General features: G+C 67.6%; 23 protein-coding genes and 1 other RNA gene. 10 read left to right on the top strand and 14 right to left on the bottom strand.

The genetic code is table 11. The annotated features are described in order from the left end of the window. Positions 1–56: 56 nt before the first annotated feature. A complete protein-coding gene (locus ACEN2S_RS07345; RefSeq protein WP_441864348.1) occupies positions 57–932 on the top strand; it encodes a prephenate dehydratase in 876 nt (291 codons plus the stop codon). Positions 933–945: 13 nt separating this feature from the next. On the opposite strand, the gene ACEN2S_RS07340 is transcribed toward ACEN2S_RS07345, so the two are convergent. Together ACEN2S_RS07340 and nudC are read right to left on the bottom strand one after the other, a co-directional pair. After that, complete coding sequence (locus ACEN2S_RS07340; protein ID WP_441864345.1) at positions 946–1,419, bottom strand: SRPBCC family protein; 474 nt, start codon at positions 1,417–1,419, stop codon at positions 946–948. 45 nt (positions 1,420–1,464) lie between these two features. Further along, positions 1,465–2,484: an NAD(+) diphosphatase gene (gene nudC / locus ACEN2S_RS07335; RefSeq protein ID WP_441864342.1), complete on the bottom strand. Its 1,020-nt coding sequence runs from the start codon at positions 2,482–2,484 to the stop codon at positions 1,465–1,467. 305 nt (positions 2,485–2,789) lie between these two features. On the opposite strand from nudC, the gene ACEN2S_RS07330 reads away from it, so the two are divergent. The 8 genes from ACEN2S_RS07330 to recR all read left to right on the top strand — a co-directional run bounded on the left by ACEN2S_RS07330 (position 2,790) and on the right by recR (position 10,584). Next, complete coding sequence (locus tag ACEN2S_RS07330; protein WP_441864339.1) at positions 2,790–4,706, top strand: bifunctional 2',3'-cyclic-nucleotide 2'-phosphodiesterase/3'-nucleotidase; 1,917 nt, start codon at positions 2,790–2,792, stop codon at positions 4,704–4,706. Between the two features lie 160 nt (positions 4,707–4,866). Then, positions 4,867–5,892, top strand: coding sequence for an ABC transporter substrate-binding protein (locus tag ACEN2S_RS07325; RefSeq protein WP_441864336.1), 1,026 nt, complete (start codon positions 4,867–4,869; stop codon positions 5,890–5,892). Between the two features lie 57 nt (positions 5,893–5,949). Then, a complete protein-coding gene (locus tag ACEN2S_RS07320; protein ID WP_441864333.1) occupies positions 5,950–6,732 on the top strand; it encodes an ABC transporter ATP-binding protein in 783 nt (260 codons plus the stop codon). Continuing rightward, entirely contained in the window at positions 6,732–7,496 is a 765-nt protein-coding gene (locus ACEN2S_RS07315; RefSeq protein WP_441864330.1) for an ABC transporter permease, read from the top strand. The genes ACEN2S_RS07320 and ACEN2S_RS07315 overlap by 1 nt, the downstream gene beginning before the upstream one ends. Before the next feature lie 164 nt (positions 7,497–7,660). Next, positions 7,661–7,757: signal recognition particle sRNA small type (ffs, locus tag ACEN2S_RS07310), an RNA gene on the top strand. A gap of 102 nt (positions 7,758–7,859) precedes the next feature. After that, positions 7,860–9,623, top strand: coding sequence for a DNA polymerase III subunit gamma/tau (locus ACEN2S_RS07305; protein ID WP_441864327.1), 1,764 nt, complete (start codon positions 7,860–7,862; stop codon positions 9,621–9,623). Between the two features lie 9 nt (positions 9,624–9,632). Beyond that, a complete protein-coding gene (locus ACEN2S_RS07300; protein WP_441864324.1) occupies positions 9,633–9,977 on the top strand; it encodes a YbaB/EbfC family nucleoid-associated protein in 345 nt (114 codons plus the stop codon). Between the two features lie 7 nt (positions 9,978–9,984). Then, a complete protein-coding gene (gene recR / locus ACEN2S_RS07295; protein ID WP_441864321.1) occupies positions 9,985–10,584 on the top strand; it encodes a recombination mediator RecR in 600 nt (199 codons plus the stop codon). A gap of 3 nt (positions 10,585–10,587) precedes the next feature. On the opposite strand, the gene ACEN2S_RS07290 is transcribed toward recR, so the two are convergent. From ACEN2S_RS07290 to ACEN2S_RS07260, 7 genes are all read right to left on the bottom strand, one after another. Beyond that, on the bottom strand, positions 10,588–11,211 hold the full coding sequence (locus ACEN2S_RS07290) for an aminotransferase class IV (RefSeq protein WP_441864318.1): 624 nt from the start codon (positions 11,209–11,211) through the stop codon (positions 10,588–10,590). Then, a complete protein-coding gene (locus tag ACEN2S_RS07285; RefSeq protein WP_441864316.1) occupies positions 11,184–12,320 on the bottom strand; it encodes an aminodeoxychorismate synthase component I in 1,137 nt (378 codons plus the stop codon). Before ACEN2S_RS07285 ends, ACEN2S_RS07290 begins: the two co-directional genes overlap by 28 nt. 201 nt (positions 12,321–12,521) lie before the next feature. Continuing rightward, positions 12,522–12,989 (bottom strand): Hsp20 family protein, encoded by a 468-nt coding sequence (locus ACEN2S_RS07280; RefSeq protein WP_441864313.1) that lies wholly within the window; start codon positions 12,987–12,989, stop codon positions 12,522–12,524. A 251-nt stretch (positions 12,990–13,240) separates the two neighbouring features. Next, positions 13,241–14,056 carry a trypsin-like serine peptidase gene (locus ACEN2S_RS07275; protein WP_441864310.1) on the bottom strand — a complete coding sequence of 272 codons (816 nt, stop codon included), beginning with the start codon at positions 14,054–14,056 and terminating at the stop codon, positions 13,241–13,243. A gap of 49 nt (positions 14,057–14,105) precedes the next feature. Then, a complete protein-coding gene (gene glcF, locus ACEN2S_RS07270) occupies positions 14,106–15,428 on the bottom strand; it encodes a glycolate oxidase subunit GlcF (RefSeq protein WP_441864307.1) in 1,323 nt (440 codons plus the stop codon). After that, positions 15,428–16,501: an FAD-binding protein gene (locus tag ACEN2S_RS07265; RefSeq protein WP_441864304.1), complete on the bottom strand. Its 1,074-nt coding sequence runs from the start codon at positions 16,499–16,501 to the stop codon at positions 15,428–15,430. The genes glcF and ACEN2S_RS07265 overlap by 1 nt, the downstream gene beginning before the upstream one ends. An 85-nt stretch (positions 16,502–16,586) precedes the next feature. After that, on the bottom strand, positions 16,587–18,020 hold the full coding sequence (locus tag ACEN2S_RS07260) for an FAD-linked oxidase C-terminal domain-containing protein (protein ID WP_441864301.1): 1,434 nt from the start codon (positions 18,018–18,020) through the stop codon (positions 16,587–16,589). Between the two features lie 81 nt (positions 18,021–18,101). On the opposite strand from ACEN2S_RS07260, the gene ACEN2S_RS07255 reads away from it, so the two are divergent. Then, positions 18,102–18,815: a DUF599 domain-containing protein gene (locus ACEN2S_RS07255; RefSeq protein ID WP_441864299.1), complete on the top strand. Its 714-nt coding sequence runs from the start codon at positions 18,102–18,104 to the stop codon at positions 18,813–18,815. Between the two features lie 36 nt (positions 18,816–18,851). Here the strand turns inward: ACEN2S_RS07255 and ACEN2S_RS07250 are convergent, their stop codons facing one another. Genes ACEN2S_RS07250 through ACEN2S_RS07230 form a run of 5 tightly spaced genes read right to left on the bottom strand, consistent with a single transcriptional unit; the run spans position 18,852 to position 25,984 of the window. Beyond that, positions 18,852–19,187, bottom strand: a complete 336-nt coding sequence (locus ACEN2S_RS07250) for a hypothetical protein (RefSeq protein WP_441864296.1) — start codon at positions 19,185–19,187, stop codon at positions 18,852–18,854. 8 nt (positions 19,188–19,195) lie between these two features. Next, positions 19,196–21,295, bottom strand: coding sequence for a hypothetical protein (locus ACEN2S_RS07245; RefSeq protein WP_441864293.1), 2,100 nt, complete (start codon positions 21,293–21,295; stop codon positions 19,196–19,198). Beyond that, entirely contained in the window at positions 21,292–24,045 is a 2,754-nt protein-coding gene (locus ACEN2S_RS07240) for a DUF4159 domain-containing protein (RefSeq protein ID WP_441864291.1), read from the bottom strand. The genes ACEN2S_RS07245 and ACEN2S_RS07240 overlap by 4 nt, the downstream gene beginning before the upstream one ends. After that, a complete protein-coding gene (locus ACEN2S_RS07235; RefSeq protein WP_441864289.1) occupies positions 24,045–24,944 on the bottom strand; it encodes a DUF58 domain-containing protein in 900 nt (299 codons plus the stop codon). The genes ACEN2S_RS07240 and ACEN2S_RS07235 overlap by 1 nt, the downstream gene beginning before the upstream one ends. Further along, positions 24,941–25,984 carry an AAA family ATPase gene (locus ACEN2S_RS07230; protein ID WP_441864287.1) on the bottom strand — a complete coding sequence of 348 codons (1,044 nt, stop codon included), beginning with the start codon at positions 25,982–25,984 and terminating at the stop codon, positions 24,941–24,943. Before ACEN2S_RS07230 ends, ACEN2S_RS07235 begins: the two co-directional genes overlap by 4 nt. Positions 25,985–26,024: the final 40 nt, after the last annotated feature.

The following is a 26,024-nucleotide window of genomic DNA, read 5'->3' as shown; positions in this document are numbered from 1 at the left end:
GGTATAGTTAGCCCATGCCCGACGAGAAAACCACGATTTACCAAGGACTGAGACATATGACCGCTCCCCTGACCGCTCCGTCGACCTTTCCGCGCACCGGCAAGATTGCGTTTCAGGGGGATCTGGGGGCCTATTCGCATCAGGCCTGTGTCGATGCCTGCCCGGGGATGGAGCCCCTGCCCTGCCGCACCTTTGAAGATGTCATCGCGGCGATGCGCACGGGGGCGGCGGATCTGGCGATGCTGCCGGTCGAGAACACCACCTATGGCCGCGTGGCCGACATTCACCGTCTGCTTCCGGAATCGGGGCTGAAGATCATCGGCGAGGCTTTCGTGCGGGTGCACATCAGCCTGATGGCCCTGCCCGGCGTCGAGATCCAGGAGCTGGAGAAGGTGCGCGCGCATCTGGTGCTGTTGCCGCAGGCCGCGAGCTTTCTGTCAAAATACAACATTCGCGGCGAGGCGGCGGCCGACAGCGCGGGCGCGGCCGCCGAACTGGCGGTCAGCGGCGAGCGCAGCACCGGCGTGCTGGCCTCGGATCTGGCCGCCGAGATCAACGGGCTGAACATTCTGGCCCGCCACATCGAGGACCATGCCCATAACACCACACGTTTTCTGGTGATGGGCCATGAGGCCGACCTCACGCGCCGGGGCGATCACGGGATGATCACCACCTTTGTCTTTCAGGTCCGCAACATTCCCGCCGCGCTGTATAAAGCGATGGGCGGCTTTGCCACCAATGGCGTCAACATGACCAAGCTGGAGAGCTATATGGTGGGCGGCTCCTTCACCGCTACGCAGTTCTATGCCGATATCGAGGGCCATCCCGATGACGCACATGTACAGCGCGCGCTGGAGGAATTGCGCTATTTCACCTCCAAGCTCGAGATCATCGGGGTCTATCCCGCCGATCCGCTGCGCTCGGAAATCTGAGGCCGCAAGACCTTCAGGCCGAGCGCGCCTTTTGCGCGCGGGCCTCCAGCTCTTGCGCCAAAAGCTGCACGCGTTCGGCAAATTTGCGCGTCAGCGCGGCCTTGCCCAGCCGTGCCGATTGCAGCATCAGCCGCGCGCCCAGGCTGCGCGGGCGCAACTCCAGCTCCACGATGATTCGGCAGCGTTTGGGCGACAGCGCCACCACCGTCACCAAAGCGACCAGATTGAAACTGCCCGATTCCCCGTTGAACCCGATGCATTCGGGCCGTTCAAAACGGGTCAGATCCAGAATGAGCGTCCGCGCCTTGCCGCGAAAGCGAAAGCCGATATCCCAGGACATCCCCGGCCCGGTGCTTTGCAATGCATCCAGACGTTTGCTCTGCACGCCACGCCGCCGGGCCATATGCTCAAAGCCGCTGAAATCGGACAGCTGATCAAAGATGAAGGGGGCCTCTGCCTCCAGATCTTCCCGGCTGGAAAATTTCATCGCTCACCCCTTGCACAAACCCACGCGTCTTCGGCTTCTACCCGATTACAGGCGGTCGGCAAGCCATTGGCGCATCAGATATTCTGCAATTGCGCCTTTTCGGGGCGGACGGATGCGCGGATGGGTGCCGGCAAAGACCTCTGTCAGTTCTTCGCGGCTCACCCAGAGCGCATCCTCGATCTCGACCGGATCCAGCGTGAGCGCGCGGTCCAGCGCCTCGGCGCGGCAGCCCAGCATCAGCGAGGCGGGAAACGGCCAGGGCTGGCTGGTGACATAGCGCACCGCCCCGACTTGGACGCCGGTTTCCTCCATCACTTCGCGCGCCACGGCGGCCTCCATCGTTTCGCCCGGCTCCATGAACCCCGCCAGACAGGAATACATCCCCTCCGGCCAGGCGGGCGAGCGACCCAAAAGGGCGGCATTTCCCTGTGTCACCAGCATGATGACCACCGGGTCCGTGCGCGGGAAATGCCCGGCGTTGCAGGCCGGGCAGCGGCGTTGCCAGCCGCCCTCGACCGGCGCCGAGGGCTGGCCGCAGCGGGCACAAAAACGGTGGCTTTCGTGCCAATGCAAAATCGCGCGGGCGGTGGCGGCGATCTCGGCCTCCAGCGGGCTGAGCGCCAGCATGGCGCCGCGCAATTCGCCAAAGGCCCAGTGCGGCGGCAGCGCCGGATGCTGCACCGCCGTCGGATCAAAAAAGGCGGTCATGTCGGGCAAGGCGCCCTCGGGTGTCCAGTCCGAAATATCCTGCGCGAACCAGGGCGCGCCCATGGCATCGGCGCCCAGAAACACCGGCGCCTCCCGCGCTTCGGCCAACACCGCATGGCCCGGCGCCACCCCGGCCAGCATGATCCGGCCCCCGGCCGCAGGCGCATCCCCGCCCCCGGAGAGCGGCGCGCCCGCCGCGTTCTCCTGCGCCATCAACACGCGTCCGCGCCAGAGCGGCAGCACCCTTGCGCGCGGATCGCCAAGGATCGCACCCGCCTGCCCCCGCCGCTCGGCCTGCCGCGCGAGCAGACCCCCGGTAAAGGCCGGTGCCGCGACATTGGGGTGAAAGTCATCCATCTGCATTCCCTCATGTTTCTGCCGGTGACAGGGCCGCGGCATCCCGGCGTTTCGGCGATCTTGCCAGCCCGCGCCGCCCGCCGCCAGCCCCCCGCCATCCGTCGCGCGCCCTCTCCCGCCCCGCCAAGCCCGCTGCCCGATGGGCCCGCCGATTTCAGGCGCTAACAGAAATGCAACTGCGGGCTGCATTTTCGCGCCCCGGAACGATTTGCGTATGGCGATAGGGGCGGCGCAGGGCTAGGCTGGCCCGAGCAGCAGAAAATCCGGCGCCACGACCGGAACAGACGGACAGGCAGACAGAACCGATGGAGCCATTCGCATCCCGCCTTGGCGAGGGTCAGATTCACCTTCGCATTCTGGCGACGACAGATCTGCATGCCCATGTGCTGCCGCATGATTATTATCTGGAACGCCCTCTGGCGACCGCCGGGCTGGCCCGCACCGCCGCGCTGATCGAGGCGGCCCGGGCCGAGGCCGCCAATACAGTGCTGTTTGACAACGGGGATTTCCTGCAAGGCAATCCGATGGGCGATTTCTACGCGCTGGCGGGCGAAGCGCCGGAAGGTGCCGCGCATCCGATGATCACCGCGATGAACCTGCTCGGCTATGACGCGGTCACCCCCGGCAACCATGATTTCAACTATGGCCTGACCTTTCTGTCGCAGACGCTGGCACGCGCGGCCTTCCCCGCCGTCTCGGCCAATCTGGTGCTGAAGCAGGGCGAAACGCCGCTGGAAGACACGGCCTTTCTGCCGCCCTATGCGCTTTTGAAACGCCATGTCACCACCGCTGCGGGCCAGCCCGAGACGCTGACCATCGGCGTGCTGGGCCTCTTGCCGCCGCAAACCGTGCAATGGGACCATGATCAGCTGGCGGGCCGGGTCGAGATCCGCGACATCACCGAGACCGCACAAATCTGGGTGCCCGAACTGCGGCGGCGCGGCGCGGATGTGGTGGTGGTGCTCGCCCATACCGGGATCGGGCAGGCCGAGCATATCCCGGGGCAGGAAAACGCCGCCCTGCCGCTGGCCCGGGTGCCCGGCATCGACGCGCTGGTGCTGGGCCATTGCCACCACGCCTTCCCGACCCCCGATGACGCCACCCCCGGCGCCGGTGGCCCCGGTGTGGCGCATGCCACCGGGCTGATCTTTGGCACGCCCTCGGTGATGCCGGGCTTTTGGGGCTCGCATCTGGGGGTGATCGATCTGGCGCTCGCGCGGGACGCGGAGGGTCGGTGGCAGGTGGGCCACAGCCGGGTCGAAGCGCGCGCCGTGTCGCGCCGCGATGAGAACGGCACCGCGCAGCCGCTGACCGAACCCGTCGCCGCCGTGATGGCCAGCGTCGCCGAGGCGCATGGCCGCACGCTCACCTATATCCGCCGTCCGGTGGGGCGGATCACCCGGCCGCTCTCAAGCTATTTTGCGCTGGCCGCCAATGATCCCGCCCTGCATCTGATCGCCGAAGCACAGCGCCGCCATCTGCAGGTGGCGCTGGCCGATACCGACCATGCCGCGCTGCCGATCTTGGCCGCCGTCGCCCCGTTCAAATGCGGCGGGCGCGGCGGGCCCGAGCATTACACCCATATTCCCGCCGGGAATGTCGCCCTGCGCAACATCGCCGACCTCTATCTTTTCCCCAACACGATCCGTGCTCTCTGCCTGACCGGGGCCGAAATCGCGGGCTGGCTGGAGCGCGCCGCCGGTGTCTTTCACCGCATCACCCCTGGTGCCCAGGATGCGCTGCTGATCGACCCCGATTTTCCCTGCTACAATTTCGATGTGATCGACGGGCTGACCTATGCGATCGACCTGACGCAACCGGCCCGCTTCACCCCCGCCGGGCAGCTGGTCGCCCCGGACGCGCGCCGGATCACCGATCTGCGCTGCAACGGCCGCCTGGTCACCCCCGGGGATCGCTTTATCCTTGCCTCCAACAGCTACCGGGTGTCCGGCGTGGGCCGGTTTCCGGGGGCCGCCGCCGAGAATGTCATCTACACCAGCCGCCATGCCAACCGCGATCTGGTCACCCAATATCTGAGCGACGTCGGCACCCTCGACCCCGTCACCCCGGACACCTGGCGCTTTGCCCGCGAGCCGGGCACCAGCGTGCTCTATGAAACCTCGCCCGAGGCAGTTGGCTATTTGCCGCAGGTCAGCGGCATTGAGATCACACCGCTGGATCTGGCCCCAACCGGCTTTCAGCGCTACCGAATCCAGCTCTGAGCAACCATGGCTTCCGCATGCGCGGAAATTTTGCACAGCCGCGCGGCAAATGCCCATTTTTTGACCGAAACTCCGCAGTTCCCCAAGGTCGCTCTGCCGCATCCCTCGCCGCCCTCCGGATGGCGCGCCAGAATGCAGGCATCATCATGGGAGAGTGACCGTGTTCCACCGCAAGATTGCCGCCGTTCTGACTGTTGGCCTGACCGCCGCCAGCTTTGTGCTGCCGCTGGCCGCGCAGGCCGAAACCGCCATGCCCTTCGCCCTAGACTGGAAATTCGAAGGCCCCGCCGCGCCCTATTTCGTGGCGCTGGACAAGGGCTATTTCGCCGCCGAGGATCTGAAAGTTGAGATTTCCGAAGGCGCAGGCTCGCTCGATGCGATTCCGAAAGTGGCGACGGGGGCGTTTCCGGTCGGCTTTGCCGATATCAACAGCCTGATGCGCTTTCTCGACCAGAACCCCGGCGCGCCGGTGACGGCGGTGATGATGGTCTATGACAAGCCGCCCTTCGCGGTCATCGGCCGCAAATCGCTCGGCGTCACCACGCCCGCCGACCTGCCGGGCAAGGTGCTCGGCGCGCCGCCGCCCGATGGCGCCTGGGCGCAATTCCCGATCTTTGCCGCTGAAAACGGCATCGACATGAGCACGATCACGGTCGAGCCGGTGGGTTTCCCGGTGCGCGAACCGATGCTGGCCGAGGGGAAAGTGGCCTCGATCACCGGTTTCTCCTTCACCTCGACGCTGAATCTGAAGCGTCTGGGCGTGCCGATGGATGACATCTCGACGATCCTGATGGCCGATCATGGCGTGGCGCTTTATGGCAATGCGGTGATCGTGAACACCGATTTCGCCAAGGCCAATCCGGCAGCGGTCACCGGCTTTATCCGGGCGGTTGCCAAGGGCTGGAAAGACAGCATTGCCGATCCCGCGGCGGCCGTGGACGCGCTGATCGCGCGCAACCCCGCCGCAGATCCCGCGCTGGAAACCGAGCGCCTGACGATGGCGACCGCCGATGATGTGCTGACCGATTACGTCAAGGAACACGGGATCGGCGGCGTTGATCCGGCCCGGATGGAGAAGGCGATCGAGCAGACGAAATCGGTCTACACCTTCACCAACCCGGCCGATGCGGCGCTTTATTTCGACCCGAGCTACCTGCCCACCGACGGCAGCCTGATGCTGCAATAACCCCCTTCGGGGTGCCCGCGCGCGGGCGCCCCTCCCCTTGGGCCGGCAGGAATTTCCATGCAGAATTTGATTGAAATCAAGGGCGTGAGCCATGCCTATCAGACCAAGGCAGGCCCGCTGCCGGTGCTGAACGGCCTCGATGTCTCGGTGCCCGAAGGGGCCTTTTGCGCGGTGGTCGGCCCTTCGGGTTGCGGCAAATCCACGCTGACGCGGCTGGTGGCCGGGTTGATGAAACCCGATCAGGGCGAGGTCTGGCTGCACGGGCAAAAGGTGACCAGCCCGCGCAAGACGGTGGGCATGGCGTTTCAGAACCCGGTGCTGCTCGAGTGGCGGAGCATTCTTGAAAATGTCATGCTGCCCCTGGAAATCGTCGCCCCCGGCATGGCGAAATCTGACCGCGAGGCCCGCGCCACGCATCTGCTGGAAATGGTCGGCCTGAAGGGCTTTGAGGGCAAACGCCCCTCCGAGCTGTCCGGCGGCATGCGGCAACGCGCCAGCCTCTGCCGTGCCATCGTGCACAAACCCGACGTGCTGATCATGGACGAACCCTTTGGCGCGCTGGACAATTTCACCCGCGAGGATCTGTGGCAAACCATGCGCGACCTGCGCGCCGCCGAGCCCTTCACCTGCGTGCTGATCACCCATGACCTGCGCGAAAGCGTGTTTCTGGGCGATCAGGTCATCGTGCTCTCCGGCCGCCCGGCGAAAACGCAATATGTGCTGGATGTCACCCTGCCCGCCGACCGTAAGATCGACATCCTCTACACGCCTGAGGCGACCGAGATGCTGCATGTGCTGCGCGACCAGATCCGCATCGCGCAAGGAAGGGACGGTCACTGATGGAGACCCTGCGCAAAATCGCCGTCCCCCTCGGCGCGATCATCGCCTTCCTCTGCCTGTGGGAACTTCTCGTATGGGCAAACGGCTGGCCGAATTACAAAATGGCCTCCCCCTCGGACCTGCCGCCCGCCTTCTGGAAATACCGCGAGCTGTTTCTGGTGATGGGCTGGCAGACCCTCTGGCGCACCGTCCTCGGCCTCGGCCTCGCAGTGCTCTTCGGCACCGGCCTTGGCATGGTGATGGGCTTTTCCCGCCTCGCCCGCGAAGCCCTCTACCCGCTGCTCGTCGGCTTCAACGCGGTGCCCAAGGCAACATTGGTGCCGGTGATTTCGCTGATCTTCATCGGCCAGCATGATTTCAACACCGTGCTGATGGCCTTCATGATTTCCTTCTTCCCGATCGCGGTCTCGGTCGGGATCGGCCTCTCGACGCTGGAACCGGAATACCGCGATATCCTGCGCGCGCTCGGCGCCAGCCGCTTCACCATTTTTCGCAAGATCGCACTGCCGAAAACCCTGCCCGAGTTCTTTGGCGCGCTGAAAGTCGCGGTCACCTTGGCCTTCATCGGCACCAACCTCGTGGAAATCGTCAGCCCGCATGGCCGCGGCCTTGGCGCCTTGTTCAAATCCGGCGAGACCAACGGCGACTACCCCCTGATGTTCGCCGTCCTCATCGCCCTCGCCGCCCTCGGCATCCTGCTCTACTACGCCGTCGTCGCCCTCGAACGCATCTTCGCGGGCTGGGCCGAGCGCCCGCAGGGCTGACCCCCGCCCGTCCAGGAACCGACACCACCCCATTGCTTCGTTCCAAATATCCCCGCCGGAGGCACCCGTGACCATCAGGGGAGCCTCCGGCGGGGATATTTTCAATCAGGCAAAGCCCAAGAGCATTCTTGCAATCCCGGATTTCCCCGCCTATATCCCCCGGTGAGAGGTTGGCGCGGGCGAGCGCCTCGCCAACCCGGTCAGGTCCGGAAGGAAGCAGCCGTAACGAGCCCCGCTTGGGTCGTTGTCCAGCCTCTCACCCTCCCCTCTCTTTCGCATTGATGTGAGACCGCCCCGGCGGCAGGGCGGGTTGTTCTTGCCCCCGCGCCCGACTAGACTGCGCCCGACCCCGAGGAGCGCCCCATGGCAGAGACGACCGAGACCGGCTATCAGGTTCTGGCCCGCAAATACCGCCCCGCGACCTTTGCCGATCTGATCGGACAGGAAGCCATGGTGCGGACGCTGAAAAACGCCTTTGCCGCCAACCGGATCGCCCATGCTTTCGTGATGACCGGGGTGCGCGGGGTAGGCAAAACCACCACCGCCCGCATCATCGCCAAAGGTCTGAACTGCACCGGCCCCGATGGCAATGGCGGGCCGACCACCGAGCCTTGCCTTGTCTGCGACAATTGCAAGGCGATTGCCGAAGGCCGCCATGTCGATGTGATGGAGATGGACGCCGCCTCGCGCACGGGGGTGGGCGACATCCGCGAGATCATCGAGAGCGTGCATTACCGCGCCGCCTCGGCCCGCTACAAAGTCTATATCATCGACGAAGTGCATATGCTCTCCACCTCCGCCTTCAACGCTTTGTTGAAGACGCTGGAAGAGCCGCCCGCGCATGTGAAATTCATCTTTGCCACCACCGAGATCCGCAAGGTGCCGGTCACCGTGCTGTCGCGCTGCCAGCGGTTTGACCTGAAACGGATCGAGCCGGAGGTGATGATGGCGCATCTGGCGCGCATCGCCGGGCTGGAAAACGCCAGCCTGGCAGAGGATGCCTTTGCGCTGATCACTCGCGCCGCCGAAGGCTCGGTCCGCGACGCGATGAGCCTGATGGATCAGGCGATTGCGCATGGCGCGGGCGAGACCAGCGCCGATCAGGTGCGCGCCATGCTGGGGCTGGCCGACCGGGGCCGGGTGCTCGACCTCTTTGACATGATCCTGAAGGGCGAGGCGGCGGCGGCGCTGACCGAGCTGTCGGGCCAATATGCCGATGGCGCCGATCCGATGGCGGTGCTGCGCGATCTGGCCGAGATCACCCATTGGATTTCGGTGATCAAGATCACCCCGGAAGCCGCCGAAGACCCGACGATTCCCCCCGATGAGCGCGCGCGCGGGCAGGCGATGTCCGCCGCCGTGCCGATGCGGGTGCTGACGCGGATGTGGCAGATGCTGCTGAAGGCGCTGGAGGAAGTGGCCGCCGCACCGAATGCGATGATGGCCGCCGAAATGGCGCTGATCCGGCTGACCCATGTCGCCGATCTGCCGGACCCGGAGGCGCTGATGAAGCGCATCCAGCAGGGCCCCGGCCCCTCGGCCAATGGCACGCCGGCGGGCGGGCCCGGTGGGTCGGGCGGCAGCACGGGGATGATGGCGCAGGGCGGCACGCAGGCCGTGGCGCGGCAGCAGGTTTCGGCGGGCCAGCAGGGCGGGGCCGCCACGGCAATGGCGCTGGCGCCCGAGGCGCTCGCGCGCTTTGTCACCTTTGAGGATGTGGTCGAGCTGATCCGCCGGATGCGGGATGTCAAACTGCTGATGGAGGTCGAGAACCATCTGCGGCTGGTGCGCTATGCGCCCGGGCGGATCGAGTTCCAGCCGACCGAAGATGCGCCGCGCGATCTGGCCGCGACTTTGGCCGGACGCCTGCAGGGATGGACCAATCAGCGCTGGGGCGTCTCGGTGGTCAGCAGTGGCGGGGCGGCAACGCTGGCCGAATTGCGCGACACCGAACGCCGCGCGGCCGAGGCCATCGCCTTGGAAAACCCCGCCGTTCAGGCGATCTTTGCCGCATTCCCGGGCGCGAAATTCAGCGAGATCCGCTCGGCCGAGGCCTTGCAGGCCAGCGCGCAGGCCGAAGCCCTGCCCGAGGTCGAAGACGAATGGGATCCCTTCGAGGACAATTAGGAGACGAAGATGTTCAAAGGTTTGGGCGGCATGGGTGACATGGCCAAGATGATGAAGGCTGCGAAAGACATGCAGGAGCGAATGACGCGCCTGCATGAGGATCTGGCGCAGACCATCGTCACCGGCGAATCCGGCGCGGGCCTTGTGCGGGCCGAAGCCACCGCCAAGGGTGAGCTGACCGGGCTGAAAATTGACCCTGCGATCTTCAAGGCCGAGGACAAGGAAGTGGTCGAGGATCTGATCCTCGCCGCGATCAAGGATGTGCAGAAACGCGCCGCCGAAAAGACCCAGTCGGAGATGCAGAAACTCTCGTCGGAACTGGGTCTGCCCGCCGACATGAACCTGCCGTTCTGACACCGCGATGGCCGCCGCGCGCGATGAGATCGAGACGCTGATCGCGCTGATGGCGCGGCTGCCGGGGCTGGGGCCACGTTCGGCCCGGCGCGCGGTGCTGCATCTGATCCAGAAGCGCGGCGCGCTGATGGCGCCGATGGCGGTGATCATGGGGCATGTGGCGGAAACCGCCCGCGAATGTGCCATTTGCCGCAACATCGCCACCGCCGATATCTGTGACATCTGCAAGGACACCCGCCGCCTCGACACCGAGATCTGCGTGGTCGAAGATGTCGCCGACCTTTGGGCGATGGAGCGCGGTCAGGCCTTCAAGGGCCGCTATCACGTGCTGGGCGGCACGCTCTCGGCGCTGGAATCAGTGGGGCCGGATGAATTGGGCATTCCCCGCCTGCTGGCGCGCATTCGCGAGCAGGGGGTGCGTGAGGTGATCCTCGCCCTCAATGCCACGGTCGAGGGGCAGACCACCGCGCATTACATCGCCGAGGCGCTGGAGGGGAGCGATGTCGCCGTCACCAGCCTCGCGCAGGGCGTACCAATCGGGGGAGAGCTGGATTATCTTGACGACGGGACGATTCAGGCGGCTTTGCGGGCGCGCAAACGGTTCTAGGCGTCAGAACGCCGCCGGAATCAACCCGCGCAGGGAGTTTCCCATGAAAAGCGGCAGCCCGGCCAGATCATCGGGCCGCAGCACCGCCTCCCGCGCGGCCCCCGCCTCCAGGAGTTCGGCGCGCAGACAGCCGGGCAGCAGGCCCGAGGCCAGCGGCGGGGTTAGCAAGACCCCGTCACTTCGCGCGAAAAGATTGGTGATCGTCCCCTCACAGATCTCGCCGCGTGTGTTGAGAAAAACCATCTCATCCACGCCTGCGGGCAGCGCCGCCCGCGCCCGGTCATAGAGCGCGCGGCGGGTGGTTTTCACCTGCAGCCACGGATCATCCGCCACGAGCGGCTCTCCCGCATAGGCCAGATGCCAAAGGGCCGGATTGGGCGTCAGCGCGCCGTGGCTGATCGACGGCCCTGTGGGCGCCAGCAACAGCCGCACCCGCAGATCGCCGGGCGGCAGGCTGGCCAGCAACCGGTCCACCTCGGCGCGGTCAAAGCCATAGCCCAGCCGCGCGGCGGTGCCCTCCATCCGCGCCAGATGCCGCGCCAGCCGGGGAAAGCTGCCCGCGCGGGCGGCAAATGTCTCGATGATCCCCAGATCCGGGGTCAGATCAGCGCGTAACGGGTCTTCCACAGCGCCTCCTCATATTCCGCCTCGGGCGTGCTGTCCCATACGACACCACCGCCGACATTCAGCCGCGCGCTGCCGTCGCCCGGCAGGGTCAGGGTGCGGATCGCCACGTTGAATTCCATATCCCCCGCCCGGTCGCCGCCTAAGGGGGCGATCCAGCCAACCGAGCCGCAATAGGCACCGCGCGGCCCGGCCTCCAGCTCATGGATGATCTGCATCGCGCGAATCTTCGGCGCGCCGGTGACCGAGCCGCAGGGGAAGAGCGCGGTGAAAAGATCGGCCAGCCGCAGCCCGGGCAACACCCGCGCCTCCACGCGTGAGACCATTTGCAGCACGGTGGCATAGTGCTCGACCTCGAACAGCGCGGGCACCTTGACGCTGCCCACCTCGGAAATCCGCGACAGGTCGTTGCGCAAAAGATCGACGATCATCAGGTTTTCGGCGCGGTTTTTCGGGTCCGCCGCCAGCCAGCGGGCGTTTTCAGCATCCTGCACCGCATCGCCACTGCGCGGGAGTGTGCCCTTCATCGGCCGGGTGGAAATCACCCCATCCTTGATTGCAAAGAACAATTCCGGCGAGCGCGACAGGATCACCGGCCCGCCGAGATCGACCAGCGCGCCCTGCGAGACCGGCTGCCGCGCCACCAGCGCGTGCCAGAGATCCAGCGGTGTGCCCCGCACCTCGGCCTGCAGCGGAAAGGTCAGATTGGCCTGATAGATGTCGCCCGCGCCGATATAGTCGAGCACCCGCTCACAGGCTTGCCGGTAGCGCGGCAGATCCCAGACGGGCGTCGGGGTCGAGATTTCGGCCAGCGCCCCCGGTACCGGGGCGGGCAGGGCCGTGCCCTGCTCGGGCGCCTCAAAGGCCGCGAAATGCAGCAGGGGCACGTCGCGCGCCTCCGGCAACAGCGGGCGCAGTTTCGGGTCGAGCGCCAGCCCCAGCTCATAGCTCGCATAGCCCGCGAGCCACAGCCCCTCGGCCCGCGCCGCCTCCATCGCGGCAAAAGCGGCGGGCAGACCGGCGAGGGTTTCGGCACGGATCACGCGGAGGGGCGCGCGGAACAAAGTGCCGCCCGCCTCGGCCCCCAGGGGCCCCGCCTCAAAAAGGATCATCGGATCCCGGTCCTGCATAAACCCCTGCCCCATAGCGCCCGCGAGAGGGGCGACGCCCCGCCCTTGGCCATATTGTCTGCCCGCCGGGGAGGCAAGAGGCGCGCGCCCGCACGACGCCGCAGAACCCACCCGCGACATGAAAAAGGCGCGGAGGATTGCCCCCCGCGCCCCAAACATTCCCATGTGCCGCAGCGCGCGCCTTTACGCGCCCTGTTGCGTCAGCACGGCCGAGCCTTCCAGCGTATCGGGCCGCGAAATCTCGATCCGGCGGGGTTTCAGCGCCTCGGGCACTTCGCGGATCAGATCAATGTGCAGCATGCCGTTCACATGGGTCGCGCCCTCGACACGGACGTGATCGGCCAGCGCAAAGCGGCGCTCGAACGCGCGGGTGGCGATGCCACGGTGCAGATAGCTTTTGTCGCTCTCATCCGCGGCCTTTTTGGCCGAGACAATCAGCGCGCCTTCGCGGAGTTCCACCGCGAGGTCATCGGCGGCAAAGCCCGCCACGGCGACCGAAATGCGATAGGCATTCTCGCCGGTCTTTTCGATGTTGTAGGGGGGATAGGTGGGCTGGGCTACATCGGCGGCCAGCGCGCGGTCCATCATATCGGCGATGCGGTCAAAGCCGACAGTGGCACGGTAGAGCGGAGCAAGGTCAAAATTACGCATGTCTCATCCTCGGTTGAGCGATAAGGGAACGCCCTCCCGTCACGGGCAGGGCAGGATATCCGGGGCCCGTCATGGCACCCCGTATCGGATAGGTGGGAAGGGTTTTGGCCGCGTTCAAGGGTCGCATACGCATTTTCAGCGGGGCGCAGAAGGCCCCCGCGTGCCGCCTGCGCGCCGGTCTGCCCCGGGGGGCAACACCCGTCCCGCCGCCGATGCTTCGATGCGCCCGGCCATGCGAAAACGCGCGGCGCTCAGGGCCGCAGGAACTTGGCCCCGGTGTCGCGCGACCGGCCTGCGCTGACGCCGCCCCGAGGGGTCTCCAGCCGCGCGCGCAGCGCCGCCACCGGCGCCACCCCGGCCCCGAGCGAGACCGGCTGCCCATCCAGCTCCGCCTTGGCCGAGACCACAGCGACAATCTCGGGCCGCCCGTCCCTCTGGGCAAAAACCGGCGCCCCCGACGTGCCGAAATCCGCCGCACAAGACATCAGCGCCACACCGCCCGCGCGGTTGAGCACGGTGCAGAGGCTTTGCAGGCTGGGCGCTTCCGAGCGGTCATGCGCATAAGAAACCACGCCCACTTCCTCGCCCTTGAACAGATCCTCGCCCAGCGGTAAGGGCTGCAGCGAGGGCAGCCGGATCGGCTGATCCAGCTCGATCAGCCCCAGATCCGAGGCGACACGGGCCATTTTATCCGTATTTCCATAGTCATAGTCGGCATCCACGATCACCCGTTTCGCGCCGCGATAGGCCGCCGCCCGGCCGTCGCGCCACCCCGCCAGAAACTCGACATCCTTCGGGTCCACCATCTCGCCCGTGGCCTTGGAATAGAGACAATGCGCCGCCGTCAACACCAGATTGGGCGCGATCAGTGCGCCGGTGCAAAAGGCCTCATGCCCGAAATTCAGCCGCCCGACGGCCTCCCATCCCCGGCTGTCATCGCCGGTGGACAGCCGCCGCAGCCCGCTTTGCTCGGCCTGCACGGCGGCTGCGCCGCACAGCCCCGCGAGAACGCCCGCCAGAATCAACGCGCGGCGCAGGGGATAGGGCATTTTCGGCAGGCGCGGCATCGGATCTCCTCGGTCTTGGCATCCGCCGTAACCGGGGGATGGGGCAGAATTACGGCAAATATCCCGGCTTGTCGCCCTCTCCGAAAGCAGGCGCAAGGGCACGCGGCACCGGCCCGCCCAGCGCCCAGTCAAGGAGTTCCACCGTATGCACCACCGGCACCCCGGTGCCCGAGCCGATCTGCATCATGCAGCCGATATTGCCCGCCGCGATCACCTGTGGCGACCTGGCCTCCAGCGTCGCCACCTTGCGCCGCTTCAGCTCGGCCGAAATCTCGGGCTGCAACAGGTTATAGGTGCCCGCCGACCCACAGCACAGATGCGGATCGCTGGGTTCCAGCACGGTGAACCCCGCCTGCGCCAACAGGGTTTTCGGCGCGGTTTTCACCTGCTGCCCATGCTGCAGCGAGCAGGCCGAATGATAGGCCACCCGCAGCCCCCGCGCCTCCTCCCGGACCGCCTCCGGCAGGCCGATCCGCTCGAGAAATTCGCTGATGTCGCAGGCCAGCCCCGCCACCCGTTGCGCCGCGGCTTCCTGCGGCGTGCGGGCGAACATATGGCCATAATCCTTCACCGTGGTGCCGCAGCCCGAGGTGTTGATGATGATCGCATCCAGCTCTCCGGCCGCCAGATAGGCCGCGATATTGCCGCCCGCCTGCGCATGGGCCTCGCCCTCACGCCCCATGTGATGCGCGAGCGCCCCGCAACAGCCAAGCTTCTCCGGCACCACCACCTCGCAGCCCAGCCGCCGCAACAAACGGATGGTCGCGTCGTTGATGTCGGTGTTCAGCGCCTTTTGCGCGCAACCGGTCTGCAGGGCGACCCGGTAGCGCCGCGCCCCCTTGGGCGCAAAACTCTGCGGATCATCATTGCGGCTGACGGGGGGCACCTTCCGCGGCGCCATCTCCAGCATCGCCCGCAACCGCGGATCGGGCATGAACCGCGCCAAGGGCCGCGCCAGCTTTGCCCCCGCAAGCGCCAGCCGGAACCGCCCCGGATAGGGCAGAATTTTCGCCAACACCCAGCGCAAGCCCCGGTCATGCCAAGGTCGCCGATAGGTTTTCTCGATATAGGCCCGCGCCTGATCGATCAGATGCATGTAATGCACGCCCGAGGGGCAGGTGGTCATGCAGGCGAGACAGGAGAGGCAACGGTCGATGTGCTTGACCGTTCGGGCATCGGCGGGGCGCCCGCTCTCCAGCATCTCCTTGATCAGATAGATGCGGCCGCGCGGGCTGTCCAACTCATCACCCAAAACCTGATAGCTGGGACAGGTGGCCGTGCAAAAGCCGCAATGCACACAGGCGCGCAGGATCTTGTTGGCCCCGGCAATCGCCGGATCGGTCAGTTGCTCCGGCGTGAAATGCGTCTGCATCAGCCCATCCTCCCCGGATTCAGAATACCGCGCGGGTCAAATTCCGCCCGCAACCGGGCCGAGAGCGCCGCCACCGGTGCCGCCTCCGGCTCAAAGGCCGGGCCCTGCCCGCCGCGCATCCGCGTCGCATGGCCCCGGTAGGGCGCCGCCCGCCCCCGCGCATCCACCCCCTCGGGCAAGAGCGCCCAGATCAACCCGCCGCCCCAGTCAAGCACCACAGGACAGCCAAGCCGCGCGATGATCCCCGGTGCAGCCGAAGGGGCCACCGAAAACCGCCACAGATCGCCCGCCTGCCCGATGAACGGCGAAACCCGCGCCAGATCGTCAAACAACGCCGGATCCCCTGCCTCCACGCGGCCAAAACCCGCCAGCGCGCCCGTCAGCTGCGCCGCGCGGTAAGCCACCGATTGCGCCAGCCCCTCCAGCCGCACCAGCGCGCCCACCCCCGGCAACCAGCCCGCGCCCGTCACATCATAGGGCGATGCCAAAGCCGCCGAGAGCGCCGGCACCGCCGCCCCGGCCGTCAGCTCCGGCAAGACCAGAACCGCCTGCGCCGGGGCCACGGGCAAAAGCTTGAACGACACTTCGCTCAACACCCCCAACGTCCCCCAACTCCCCGCCATCAGCTTGACCAGATCATAGCCGGTGACGTTCTTCATCACCCGCCCGCCATTCTTCACCAGCTCCCCGCGCCCGTCGACGAAACGCACCCCGATCAGACTGTCGCGACAGGCCCCCGCCTGCACCCGGCGCGGCCCCGAGACATTCGCCGCCACCACGCCACCCAGGGTCGAGGACCCCGCCGCCCCCAATACCGGCCCCCAATCCGCAGGCTCAAAGGCCAGCCGCTGCCCCTCCGCCGCCAGCACCGCCTGCACCTCGGCCAGAGGCGTTCCCGCCCCCGCCACCAGGGTCAGCGCCGCCGGCTCATAGAGCGTGATCCCGGAAATCCCGACCTCGAGCACCTCCCCCGCGCCCGCACCAACGGGCCGCGTCCCACCGCCCCGCACCTGCACGGGCCCCGCCGCCGCACGGACCGCCTCGACCAGCTCCGCTTCGCGCTGAACCCTCATGCCCAAAACCCTTCCCTTGCGTTTCTTCTTGGCAAAAATACCTCGGGGGTCCGGGGGCAGCGCCCCCGGCTTGCGCCGCACCCGCTCATGCCCCGCGCCGCCCGGCACTCACCGCCAGCGGAAACACCTTCGCCGCATTCAGCAACCAGCCGGGATCAAACACATCCTTCACCCGCATCTGCGCCTCGAGATCGGCGGGCGCGAACTGCACAACCATCAGATCGCGCTTCTCGATCCCCACCCCATGCTCCCCGGTGAGACATCCCCCCACCTCCACACAGAGCTTCAGGATCTCGGCCCCGAGCGCCTCACAGCGCTCCTGATCCCCCGGCAGATTGGCGTTATAGAGGATCAGCGGGTGCATGTTCCCGTCGCCCGCGTGAAACACATTGGCCACATCGAGCCCCGCCTCCCGCGACAATTCACCGATCCGCCGCAAGACGAGGGGCAGCGCCGAGACCGGGATCGTGCCATCGAGACACATGTAATCATTGATCTGCCCCATGGCGCCAAAGGCCGATTTCCGCCCCAGCCAGATCCGCCGCGCCTCATCCTCGTTGCGCGCCTCGCGGAATTCGACCGGCGCATGCCGCAGCGCGATCTCGCGGATCAGCGCCAGCTGCTCGGCAATCTCCGCCGCCGATCCCTCCACCTCAACGATCAGCAAAGCCTCGCAATCGGGATAACCCGCATGGGCGAAATCCTCGGTGGCGCGGATGCAGGGCCGGTCCATGAACTCAATCGCCACTGGCAGCACGCCCGCGCGGATGATATCGGCCACGCACGCCCCCGCCACCTCATTGCTGTCAAACCCGATGAGGACCGGCCGCGCGCCCTCGGGCTTGGGCAGGATCCGCAAGGTGGCCTCGGTCACCACCCCCAACTGCCCCTCAGAGCCGCAGATCAGCCCCAGAAGGTCCAGCCCCCCGGCGTCGCTATAGGCGCCGCCCAATTCGACCACCTCGCCCGCCATGGTGACGAGCGTCACCCCCAAAAGGTTATTGGTCGTCACCCCATATTTCAGACAGTGCGCCCCGCCGGAATTCATCGCGATATTGCCCGCAATCGCGCAGGCCAGCTGGCTGGAGGGGTCGGGCGCGTAAAAGAACCCCGCCTCCGCCACCGCCGCCGAAACCGCCAGATTGGTGATCCCGGTCTCGACCCGGATCACCCGGTCGGCGTAGTCCACCGCCAGCACCCGGTTCATCCGCGCCACCCCCAGCACCACCGCATCCGCCGAGGGCATCGAGCCGCCCGCCAGACTGGTCCCCGCCCCGCGCGGCACCACCGGCACCCCCTCCTCATGGCAGACCCGCAGGGCGGCGGCGACCTCGGCGGTCGTGCGCGGCAGCACCACCGCCAGCGGCGCACAGCGATAGGCCGAGAGCGCATCGCATTCATAGGCGCGGGTCTCATTCGGATCATCGATCACCGCATCGGCGGGCAGAACGGCCCGCAAGCGCGCCATGATGGCCGCCTTGCGCGCCAGCACATCGGGGTTGGGAACCGGCATTTGCATGGGCATCTCCTCCGTCTGGTAAATAAATATAACCAATTTTGACCTCTGGCAAGCCTGACGTGCGCCCGCTATCCTGAGGCCATGACATTGCAGGATTTCCTCACCCACCCGCTTGGCCCGTTCACCCCGCTGGATGTGGTGGCGCTGACGTTTGTGCTCGTCAGCTGGATCTGGATCGGCTGGCGGATCGAGCATCCGCCGCGGGGAAATCCCTCGGTCTCGCAGCTGATGGTGGGCTACCGGCGCGAATGGATGCGGCAGTTCATCACCCGGCAGCCGCGCATCTTTGACGCGGGCATCATGGACAGCCTGCGGCAGGGCACCACATTCTTCGCCTCGGCCTGCATGATCGCCATCGGCTCGGGCGCGGCGCTTTTGGGCAATACCGAGCGGCTCGCGGGCCTCGCGAATGACCTCGCCCTCGGGCAGGCACCGGAACTGCTGTGGGAGGCCAAGCTGCTGACGGTGCTGATGTTCGTCACCAATGCCTTCTTGAAATTCGTCTGGTCGCACCGGCTGTTTGGCTATTGCGCGATCACCATGGCCTCGGTGCCGAATGATGTCGCGGATCCGCTGTCGCCACACCGCGCGCAGCAGGCGGCAGAGCTGAACATTTCCGCCGCAAAAAGCTATAACCGGGGCCTTCGGGCGATCTATTTCGCGCTGGGGACCCTGCCCTGGTTGCTCGGGCCGGTGCCGCTGATGCTGGCGACGGTGGTGACGCTGACGGTGCTCTGGCGGCGGGAATTCGGCTCGGGCTCGCGCCGGGTGCTGATGCAGAACCCGCCAGAGTGACCGCCCCAGTGACCACCCCAGTGATCAGCCGGGGGGTCAGCGTGGCAGCGCCCGCGCCCAATCCGCCCAGTCGGGCAAAAGCATGCTCTGCTGCCAGCCCCGGTCCGCGTCGGCCCAGCTGAGCTGCACCAGCCGGACCTCCGGCGGCGCGGCATCATGCAAAATCAGCACCGCATCGCTGGCGCTGTCGCGCGCGAGGATGGCCAGCGGCAGCCCCCCCGCTTCCGGCCGCTCGCGCAGCAGCTGCCGCAAGAGGCCCTCGGCCTCCGCGGGCGGGCAGACCTGCCAGCCGGAGCCCTGCAACAGACGCGTCAGCTGCGCGCGGTACCAGCCCGGCCCCCGCGGGCGCGATCCGGGCACCGGCAGGCCCATGCCACCACTCATACCCCCGCGCGCCGCCGCCGTCCGCGCCCCTCGATCAACCAGGCCGCCAGAGTCAACAGCGCGGCCAGCAGCAGGAAGGCCCAGGCCGGGGCAAGCGGGCTGCGGCGGATGTCTTCGGTGGCGCTCGCCCCGCGGGGGGTGATGCCGATCCAGCCGCGCCCCGCCGACGGGCGCCCGGCGCGCACCTGACGGATGTCGGGCAGGCCTGCCTCCAGCCGCGTCGCCGCGCCACCGCTGGCCGCAATCGCGGGCTGCAGCGGCACAGCGCTGGCGATGGTCTCTTCAAACTCGCGCGGCGCGGCGGGGCCCATGGCCACCACCCGCTCCAGATCGCCCTCTTTCAGCCGGTAAAGCCCCGCGCCCGGCGCCTGCCAGGTGGCGGTAAAGCGTCCCGGCGCGGTCTCGGTCAGCGGCACCTCGACCGTGCTGCCATCGGGCAGCGTCACCGTTACCGCGCCCGCGGTTTCCTCCATCGTCTGCCGCACGATGGTCAGCGAGAGGCTGCCCGGCTCCACCTCGGCATAGAGCGCCTCTTCCTCCAGCTCCGGCTCTTTCATCGCCCAATGCGCGATGCGGCGCAGCAGTTCCAGCTGCGGCCCGCCCCCCTCATAGCCCCGGTCCCAGAGCCAGGGCTGATCCGAGGCCAGAAGCGCGACACGCCCCTCGCCCGCCCGGTTCAGCACCAAGAGCGGCTTGTCCTCGGCCCCGGTCATCACCACCTCGCCGGTGGGATCGGTCAGCTCGACCTGCCGCAGCCAGCGGCCCCAATGCGGGGCATCGGGTTTCGCCGCATCCGGCGCGCCCTCCAGCCCCGAGGTCACCGGATGCCGGGCGCCGACTTCGGTGGTCCTCGGCAGATAGGGCGCCTCGATCACCCGGCCGGTGGGCCGCGCGGGCATGATGTCGCCGAGGGAGGATTGGTAAAGACTGTCCACCGTGGCAAATTCCGGCCCGGCCGAGATCAAGACCGCGCCGCCCTTGGTCACATAATCGCGGATATTGTCGAAATAGCGCGCGGGCAGGATGCCGCGCAGGCGGTAGCGGTCAAAGATGATCAGATCAAACTCATCGATCTTGTCGATGAACAGCTCCTGCGTCGGAAAGGCGATCAGCGACAGTTCCGAGACCGGGACCCCGTCCTGCTTTTCCGGCGGCCGCAGGATGGTGAAATGCACGAGGTCAACACCGCTGTCAGATTTCAACAGGTTCCGCCAGGTCCGCTCGCCCGCATGCGGCTCGCCCGAGACCAGAAGCACCCGCAGCCGGTCGCGCACGCCATTGATCTGCACGACGGCATCATTGTTGCGCTCGGTCAGCTCGCCTTCCGTGGGGGCGACCGAGAATTGCACCACATTCTGCCCGCCGTGGCTGAGCGTCAGCGGCAGCTCCAGATCCTCATTCACCGGCACGGAATAGCTGTTGGCCACCTCGCCATCGATCGAAATGCTGAGATCAGCGTTGGTCCCGGCACTGGCGGGCACCGCGCCCTGATCTTCGATGCGCAGCTTGATGCTCATCGGCTCGCCAATGATGCCAAAGGCGGGGGCGGTCTGGATCACCAGACGGCGGTCCCAATCCTGCGCCCGCCCGGTCAAGAGCACCTGCAAGGGGGCGGGCAACTCGGGCATCAGCCCGGCGTCATGCGCCTGCCCGTCGGTAATGAGGATCGCGCCTGCCACCCGGGCACGCGGTTCCTCGGCCAGCGCCTCGGCCAGGGCGGCGGCGAGCAGGGTTCCGGCGTTTTCCGCCCCGTCGCGCAGCACCACTTTGCGCAATTCAGTGTTGGGCAGGGCCGCCACCTCGGCCTCAACCCGCGCCATGGCGGCATCGGTCGCCTCGGCCCGGCCCGGCAATTCCTGCGAGGCGGTGCGATCCTCAATCGCGATGACGATATCCGAGAGCGGCCTGCGGTCCTCGGTCTGCACGCCGGGCTGCATCAGGGCCGCCAAGAGCACCAGCGCCGCGCCGCCACGCAGGGCCCAGCCGCTCAGGCCGCGCCAGAGCGCCAGCGCCAGCATCAGCGCCACCAGAATGGCGAGGGCCACAATCACCGGCAGCGGCAACAGCGGATCCCAGATCAGATGTTGCGCGTTCATTGGCCCAGCCTTTCCAGCAATGCAGGGACATGCACCTGATCGGATTTGTAATTGCCGGTCAGCACATGCATCACCAGATTGACGCCAAAGCGGTAGGCCATCTCGCGCTGCCGCTCGCCCGCCATGCCACGGCCCACCGGGAACATCGCGGTGCCATCGGGGTTGGTGGCCCAGGCGCCCGCCCAGTCATTGCCGCCGATCACCACCGGCGTCACCCCGTCATTAAGGTTGCGAAACGGCATCCCCTCGGCCTGCTCGGCGTCAGGCGGCGGTGCCTCGGCCCAGATGCCGCGGTCGGCGAACCGGCCGGGGAAATCGGTCAGCAGGTAAAAGGTGCGGGTCAGCACATGATCCGGCGGCACCGGTGCCAGCGGCGGAATGTCGAGCGGCGCGGCGATGGCCTGCAGGCGTTTGCCCTCCTCGGTCGCGCCACCAAAGCCCGCGATATCCGCGTCACGCGTGTCAAAGAGGATCATCCCGCCCGAGCGCAGATAGCGGTTCAGCCGCGAATAGGCATCGGGCGAAGGGGCGGCCTGCCCCGGGGTGATCGGCCAATAGATCAGCGTGAAGAGCGCCAGATCGTCATTGTTCAGATCGAGCGCCATCGGGGCTGCGGGTTCCACCGTGGTGCGCAGGGTCAGCACATTGGAGAGGCCACGCAGCCCCGCCTCCGACACCCGGTCCACCGCCGCGTCGCCGGTTGTCACATAGGCCAGCACCACATTGTCGGCGGCCTCCAGCGCGCGCGCAGGCGCCATCTCGGCCCGGGCCTGCGGTGCGGCCAGACCGAGGATCAGCACACCCAGCAGCGCCGAAGCCCGCGCCACCCGCGCCCCGCGCAAACGGCCCGCCAGCGCCAAAGCCGCCAGAAGATCGAGGCACAAAAGCCCCAGCGCCAGCGCCAGCATCAGCCCCTTCAAGGGCGTGTCCTGCGGCGCGTCGGTGTTCTCGACCGGCAGATCGGCGGGCCAGACCGCACGGGTCAGCACCCGCTCGGGCGTGATCACGTTCAGCGCCACCCGCCGGTCCGCCGCACGGTAGAGACCCGGCTCGACCGTGGCATCCGGCCCGTCCTGCATCCGCAGCGCCAGATCCGCGCCCGCAACCCCCGCCGCCTCGCCCGCATCGGCGAGTTTGCCCGAGGCCAAAAGCCGCGATTGCGGCACCCAGGTCGCCCCGGCCAGATCCTTTTCCGGGCTGGCGGCGGCGGCGGTCGAGACCGCCAGACGGTCCAGCATCTGCACGAAAATCCCCGAGAGCGGCAGGCTCGACCATTCGGCATTCGCGGTGACGTGGAACAGGACCACCGCCCCGTCCCCCAGCGCCGATCGCGTCACCAGAGGCGTGCCATCGGCCAAAGCCGCGAGCGTATGCGCGCTCAGATCCGGGGCGGGCTCGGCCATCAGCTGCGCGCGCACCGTCACATCGCCCGGCAGGGGCAGCCCGGCAAAGGGACCATCCTCGGCAAAGGGCGCCAGCCCGCGCGGCGCGCCCCAGCTCATCGCACCGCCCACGGCCCGGCCTCCGGCGCGCAGGCGCACGGGCAACAAGGGATCGGCGGAGAGATTTTCCGAGGCGGCCATGCGCGGCCCGGCAAAGCGGATCAAGAGACCGCCCTTTTCCACCCATTCCTGCAGCGCCGCCGATTCCGGCAGCTCGGCCACATCGGCGAGGATCACCACATCGGGGCTGGCCAGCAGCATATCCGACAAGGTGCCCTCTAGGAGATCCGCCGAAGGTGCCAGCGCTTGCCGCAGATAATGCAGCGGCGAGAGCAGCGAGAGCCCTTCGCGCGGCGCGGCCCCCGCCACCAGCGCCACTTTGCGGCGTTTCAGCGCGTCATCGGTCAGCGTCACGCTGCCCGCAGAGCGCTGGCCCGCAATCTCGAACCGGCTGACGCGGTTGCGCAATTCGGGCGGCAGATCAAAGCGGACCTCGGCCTGATCGGCACCGGGTTCAAAGGTGACGGCCTGCCGCGCCAGATCGCGCTCAATCCCGTTGGGATCAAGGCCAATCGCGGTGACTTCGGCCTGTTGCGCGGCCCCGGCGGCCAGCACGGTCAGCGCCAGCGCCGACCCCTCGGCCTTGGCCGGGCGCAGCGCCAGCACCGGACGTTGCGGGTCATAAACCGTGATGGCGCCATGCGATTTCAGCGCGGTGATCAGATCGCCGCGCATGTCGCGCGCCAGACCATCCGAGAGCCAGAGCGTGTCATAGCGCCCCTCGGGCAGCACCTTTGCCCAGTCACCGCCCTCAGGCTCCCAGGGTTTCAGCCGCAGCCCCGGCAGGCCCGCGAGCACGGTTTCTGCCGGCTGAAACTCCGGCGCTTCGGCGGGCAGATCGGTGAGGGAGAGGAGCGCCACCGGACGGCCCGCCGTCTCGGCCTCGGTCAGCGCGCGGGTCAGGCGGGCGGTCTGGGCGGTGCCGTTTTCCGCCGTGGCCCAGCTGCCATCGGTCACCACCAGCAGCGGCCCCTGCACCATGCTCTGCACCACCGGGTTCAACACTGGCCCGGCAAAGCCGATGATCGCCGCCGCCAGCGCCAGAAGCCGCAAAAGAAGCAGCCACCAGGGCGTGCGGTCAGCCTGCACCTCTTCGTCGCGCAGACCGAGCAGCAGCGCCACACCGGGAAACCGCCGCCGCACCGGGGCGGGGGGCACCGCACGCAGGAAAATCCAGATCAGCGGCAGCACCGCCAATGCCCAGAGCAAAAGCGGCGTGGTGAAACCAAGGGGGCCGAGCATCCACATCAGCGCGCGCGCTCCAATCCGGCATAGAGCCAGAGGAGCGCCGCCTGCGCCGTCTCGCCCGTGTGATGGGTCATGAACTGCCAGCCCGCCTGCCGCGCCAGATGGCCCAGACGGTCACGCCGCTCGGCCAGACGTTCGCGGTAGCGGGCGCGCAGACCGCCCGCCTTGCGGGTCTCAAAGGCCAGCCCACCGCCCATGCTTTCAAAAATCGTGCGGCCGTCGAAGGGGAAATCCTCCTCCATCGGGTCGAGCACCTGCATCAGCACGCCGGTGACGCCGCGATCCGCGAGGGCGCCCAGAGCGGCCTCCAGCGGGGCGGGGTCACCCAGAAAATCCGACAGGAACACCGCCCGCGACTGCGCGGCAAGATGGGTCACCTCGGGCGCGCCATAATCGGGCACCATGGCAGGGACCTCCGAGAGCCGTGCGGCCAGGTTCATCAGCTGTGCGCGCCCGGGGCGCGGCGGCGCCGAAGGGCCGGCAAGGCCCACCCGCTCGCCCGCACGGATCATCAGCACCGAGAGCGCCAGCGCCAGAACCCGCGCGCGGCTGCCCTTTTCGGGCCGCGTATCGGCGCCCGTGTAGCGCATGGAGGCGCTGTCATCGACCCAAAGATGCACCGATTGCGCCGCCTGCCATTCGCGGTCGCGCACATATTCCAGATCGGACCGGGCCGAGCGGCGCCAGTCGATCATCCGGGGACTGTCGCCGCTATGGCTCGGGCGGTATTGCCAAAATTCCTCGCCCATCCCGGGGCGGCGGCGGCCATGACCGCCCATCTGCACGGTCGCGGCCAGATGCTCGGCGGCGACCAGAAGCGCGGGCAGCGCCTGCGCCAGCCCCTCGCCCTCGCGCCGCAGCGCCAGAGCGGCCTGGGCACGCTCCGGGCTCTGGCTCACGCGGCAACCCCGCCAGAAACCCCGCCAGAAACCCCGGCGGCGGCTTCGGCACCGCTGACATGCGCCACGGCCCGGGCGATGATGCCCGGCACGGTTTCGCCCCGCGCGCGGGCGGCGAAATTCAGCGCCATCCGGTGCGACAGCACGGGCCGCGCCAGTGCCGCCACATCCTCGGCCGAGGGGGCCAGACGCCCCTGCAAGAGCGCCCGCGCCCGCACGGTCAGCATCAGCGCCTGCGCCGCACGCGGACCGGGGCCCCAAGCCAAAGCCTCGGAGATGAAGGCGGGGGCCTCCGCCTCGCCCGGACGGCAGGCGCGCACGAGATCAAGGATCATGTCCACCACCGCTTCGCCCACCGGCATCCGCCGCACAAGGGCCTGCGCCGCCAACAGCTCATCCGCCGCGAAAACCGCATGCGCCGCGCCCTGATCGACGCCGGTCGTGGCCAGAAGAATGCCCCGCTCGGTCGCGCGGTCGGGGTATTCAACGTCGATTTGCACCAGGAACCGGTCCAGCTGCGCCTCGGGCAGCGGATAGGTCCCCTCCTGCTCGATCGGGTTTTGCGTGGCGAGCACGTGGAAAGGGCGGCCCAGGGGGCGATGCACCCCCGCCACGGTCACTTCGCGCTCCTGCATCGCCTGCAACAGCGCCGACTGGGTGCGCGGGCTGGCGCGGTTGATCTCATCCGCCATCAGCAGCTGGCAAAACACCGGCCCCTCGATAAAGCGAAACGCCCGGCTGCCATCGGCGGCCTGATCAAGCACTTCCGAGCCCAGAATATCCGCCGGCATCAGGTCCGGGGTGAACTGGATGCGGCTGCCCTTGAGCCCCATCACAGTGGAGAGCGTATCGACCAGCATGGTCTTGCCCAGCCCCGGCAGCCCCACCAAAAGCCCATGCCCCCCGGACAAAAGCGCGGCCAGAACCAGCTCCACCACCCGCTCCTGGCCGATGAAACGCTGCTCGATCGAGGTGCGGGCGCGGGCCAGCTTTTCCCCGAGAATTTCGATGTCGGCGACCAGATTGGCGGGCTCGGCCATGTGAAGGGCTCCTTTGTCGCAATAGTCGGTGTGCATTATT

The sequence above is a fragment of the Phaeovulum sp. W22_SRMD_FR3 genome (assembly GCF_052113705.1).
Classification (GTDB): Bacteria; Pseudomonadota; Alphaproteobacteria; order Rhodobacterales; family Rhodobacteraceae; genus JBGQOG01.
Note: the sequence above shows the minus strand (reverse complement) of the source record. Positions and strands in the feature narration are given on the sequence as shown.

Bases quoted from the DNA above. Each gene is read 5' to 3' on its own strand.
- ACEN2S_RS07260 (WP_441864301.1), bottom strand. From the start codon at position 18,020: ATGCAAATGCCGGTTCCCAACCCCGATGTGCTGGCGCGCAAGGCGGCC.
- ACEN2S_RS07305 (WP_441864327.1), top strand. From the start codon at position 7,860: ATGGCAGAGACGACCGAGACCGGCTATCAGGTTCTGGCCCGCAAATAC.
- ACEN2S_RS07300 (WP_441864324.1), top strand. From the start codon at position 9,633: ATGTTCAAAGGTTTGGGCGGCATGGGTGACATGGCCAAGATGATGAAG.
- ACEN2S_RS07345 (WP_441864348.1), top strand. From the start codon at position 57: ATGACCGCTCCCCTGACCGCTCCGTCGACCTTTCCGCGCACCGGCAAG.
- ACEN2S_RS07320 (WP_441864333.1), top strand. From the start codon at position 5,950: ATGCAGAATTTGATTGAAATCAAGGGCGTGAGCCATGCCTATCAGACC.
- nudC (WP_441864342.1), bottom strand. From the start codon at position 2,484: ATGGATGACTTTCACCCCAATGTCGCGGCACCGGCCTTTACCGGGGGT.
- ACEN2S_RS07245 (WP_441864293.1), bottom strand. From the start codon at position 21,295: ATGAACGCGCAACATCTGATCTGGGATCCGCTGTTGCCGCTGCCGGTG.
- ACEN2S_RS07285 (WP_441864316.1), bottom strand. From the start codon at position 12,320: ATGATCCTTTTTGAGGCGGGGCCCCTGGGGGCCGAGGCGGGCGGCACT.
- ACEN2S_RS07230 (WP_441864287.1), bottom strand. From the start codon at position 25,984: ATGGCCGAGCCCGCCAATCTGGTCGCCGACATCGAAATTCTCGGGGAA.
- ACEN2S_RS07275 (WP_441864310.1), bottom strand. From the start codon at position 14,056: ATGCCGCGCCTGCCGAAAATGCCCTATCCCCTGCGCCGCGCGTTGATT.
- glcF (WP_441864307.1), bottom strand. From the start codon at position 15,428: ATGCAGACGCATTTCACGCCGGAGCAACTGACCGATCCGGCGATTGCC.
- ACEN2S_RS07265 (WP_441864304.1), bottom strand. From the start codon at position 16,501: ATGAGGGTTCAGCGCGAAGCGGAGCTGGTCGAGGCGGTCCGTGCGGCG.
- ACEN2S_RS07240 (WP_441864291.1), bottom strand. From the start codon at position 24,045: ATGTGGATGCTCGGCCCCCTTGGTTTCACCACGCCGCTTTTGCTCTGG.
- ACEN2S_RS07250 (WP_441864296.1), bottom strand. From the start codon at position 19,187: ATGGGCCTGCCGGTGCCCGGATCGCGCCCGCGGGGGCCGGGCTGGTAC.
- ACEN2S_RS07280 (WP_441864313.1), bottom strand. From the start codon at position 12,989: ATGCGTAATTTTGACCTTGCTCCGCTCTACCGTGCCACTGTCGGCTTT.
- ACEN2S_RS07315 (WP_441864330.1), top strand. From the start codon at position 6,732: ATGGAGACCCTGCGCAAAATCGCCGTCCCCCTCGGCGCGATCATCGCC.
- recR (WP_441864321.1), top strand. From the start codon at position 9,985: ATGGCCGCCGCGCGCGATGAGATCGAGACGCTGATCGCGCTGATGGCG.
- ACEN2S_RS07255 (WP_441864299.1), top strand. From the start codon at position 18,102: ATGACATTGCAGGATTTCCTCACCCACCCGCTTGGCCCGTTCACCCCG.
- ACEN2S_RS07340 (WP_441864345.1), bottom strand. From the start codon at position 1,419: ATGAAATTTTCCAGCCGGGAAGATCTGGAGGCAGAGGCCCCCTTCATC.
- ACEN2S_RS07330 (WP_441864339.1), top strand. From the start codon at position 2,790: ATGGAGCCATTCGCATCCCGCCTTGGCGAGGGTCAGATTCACCTTCGC.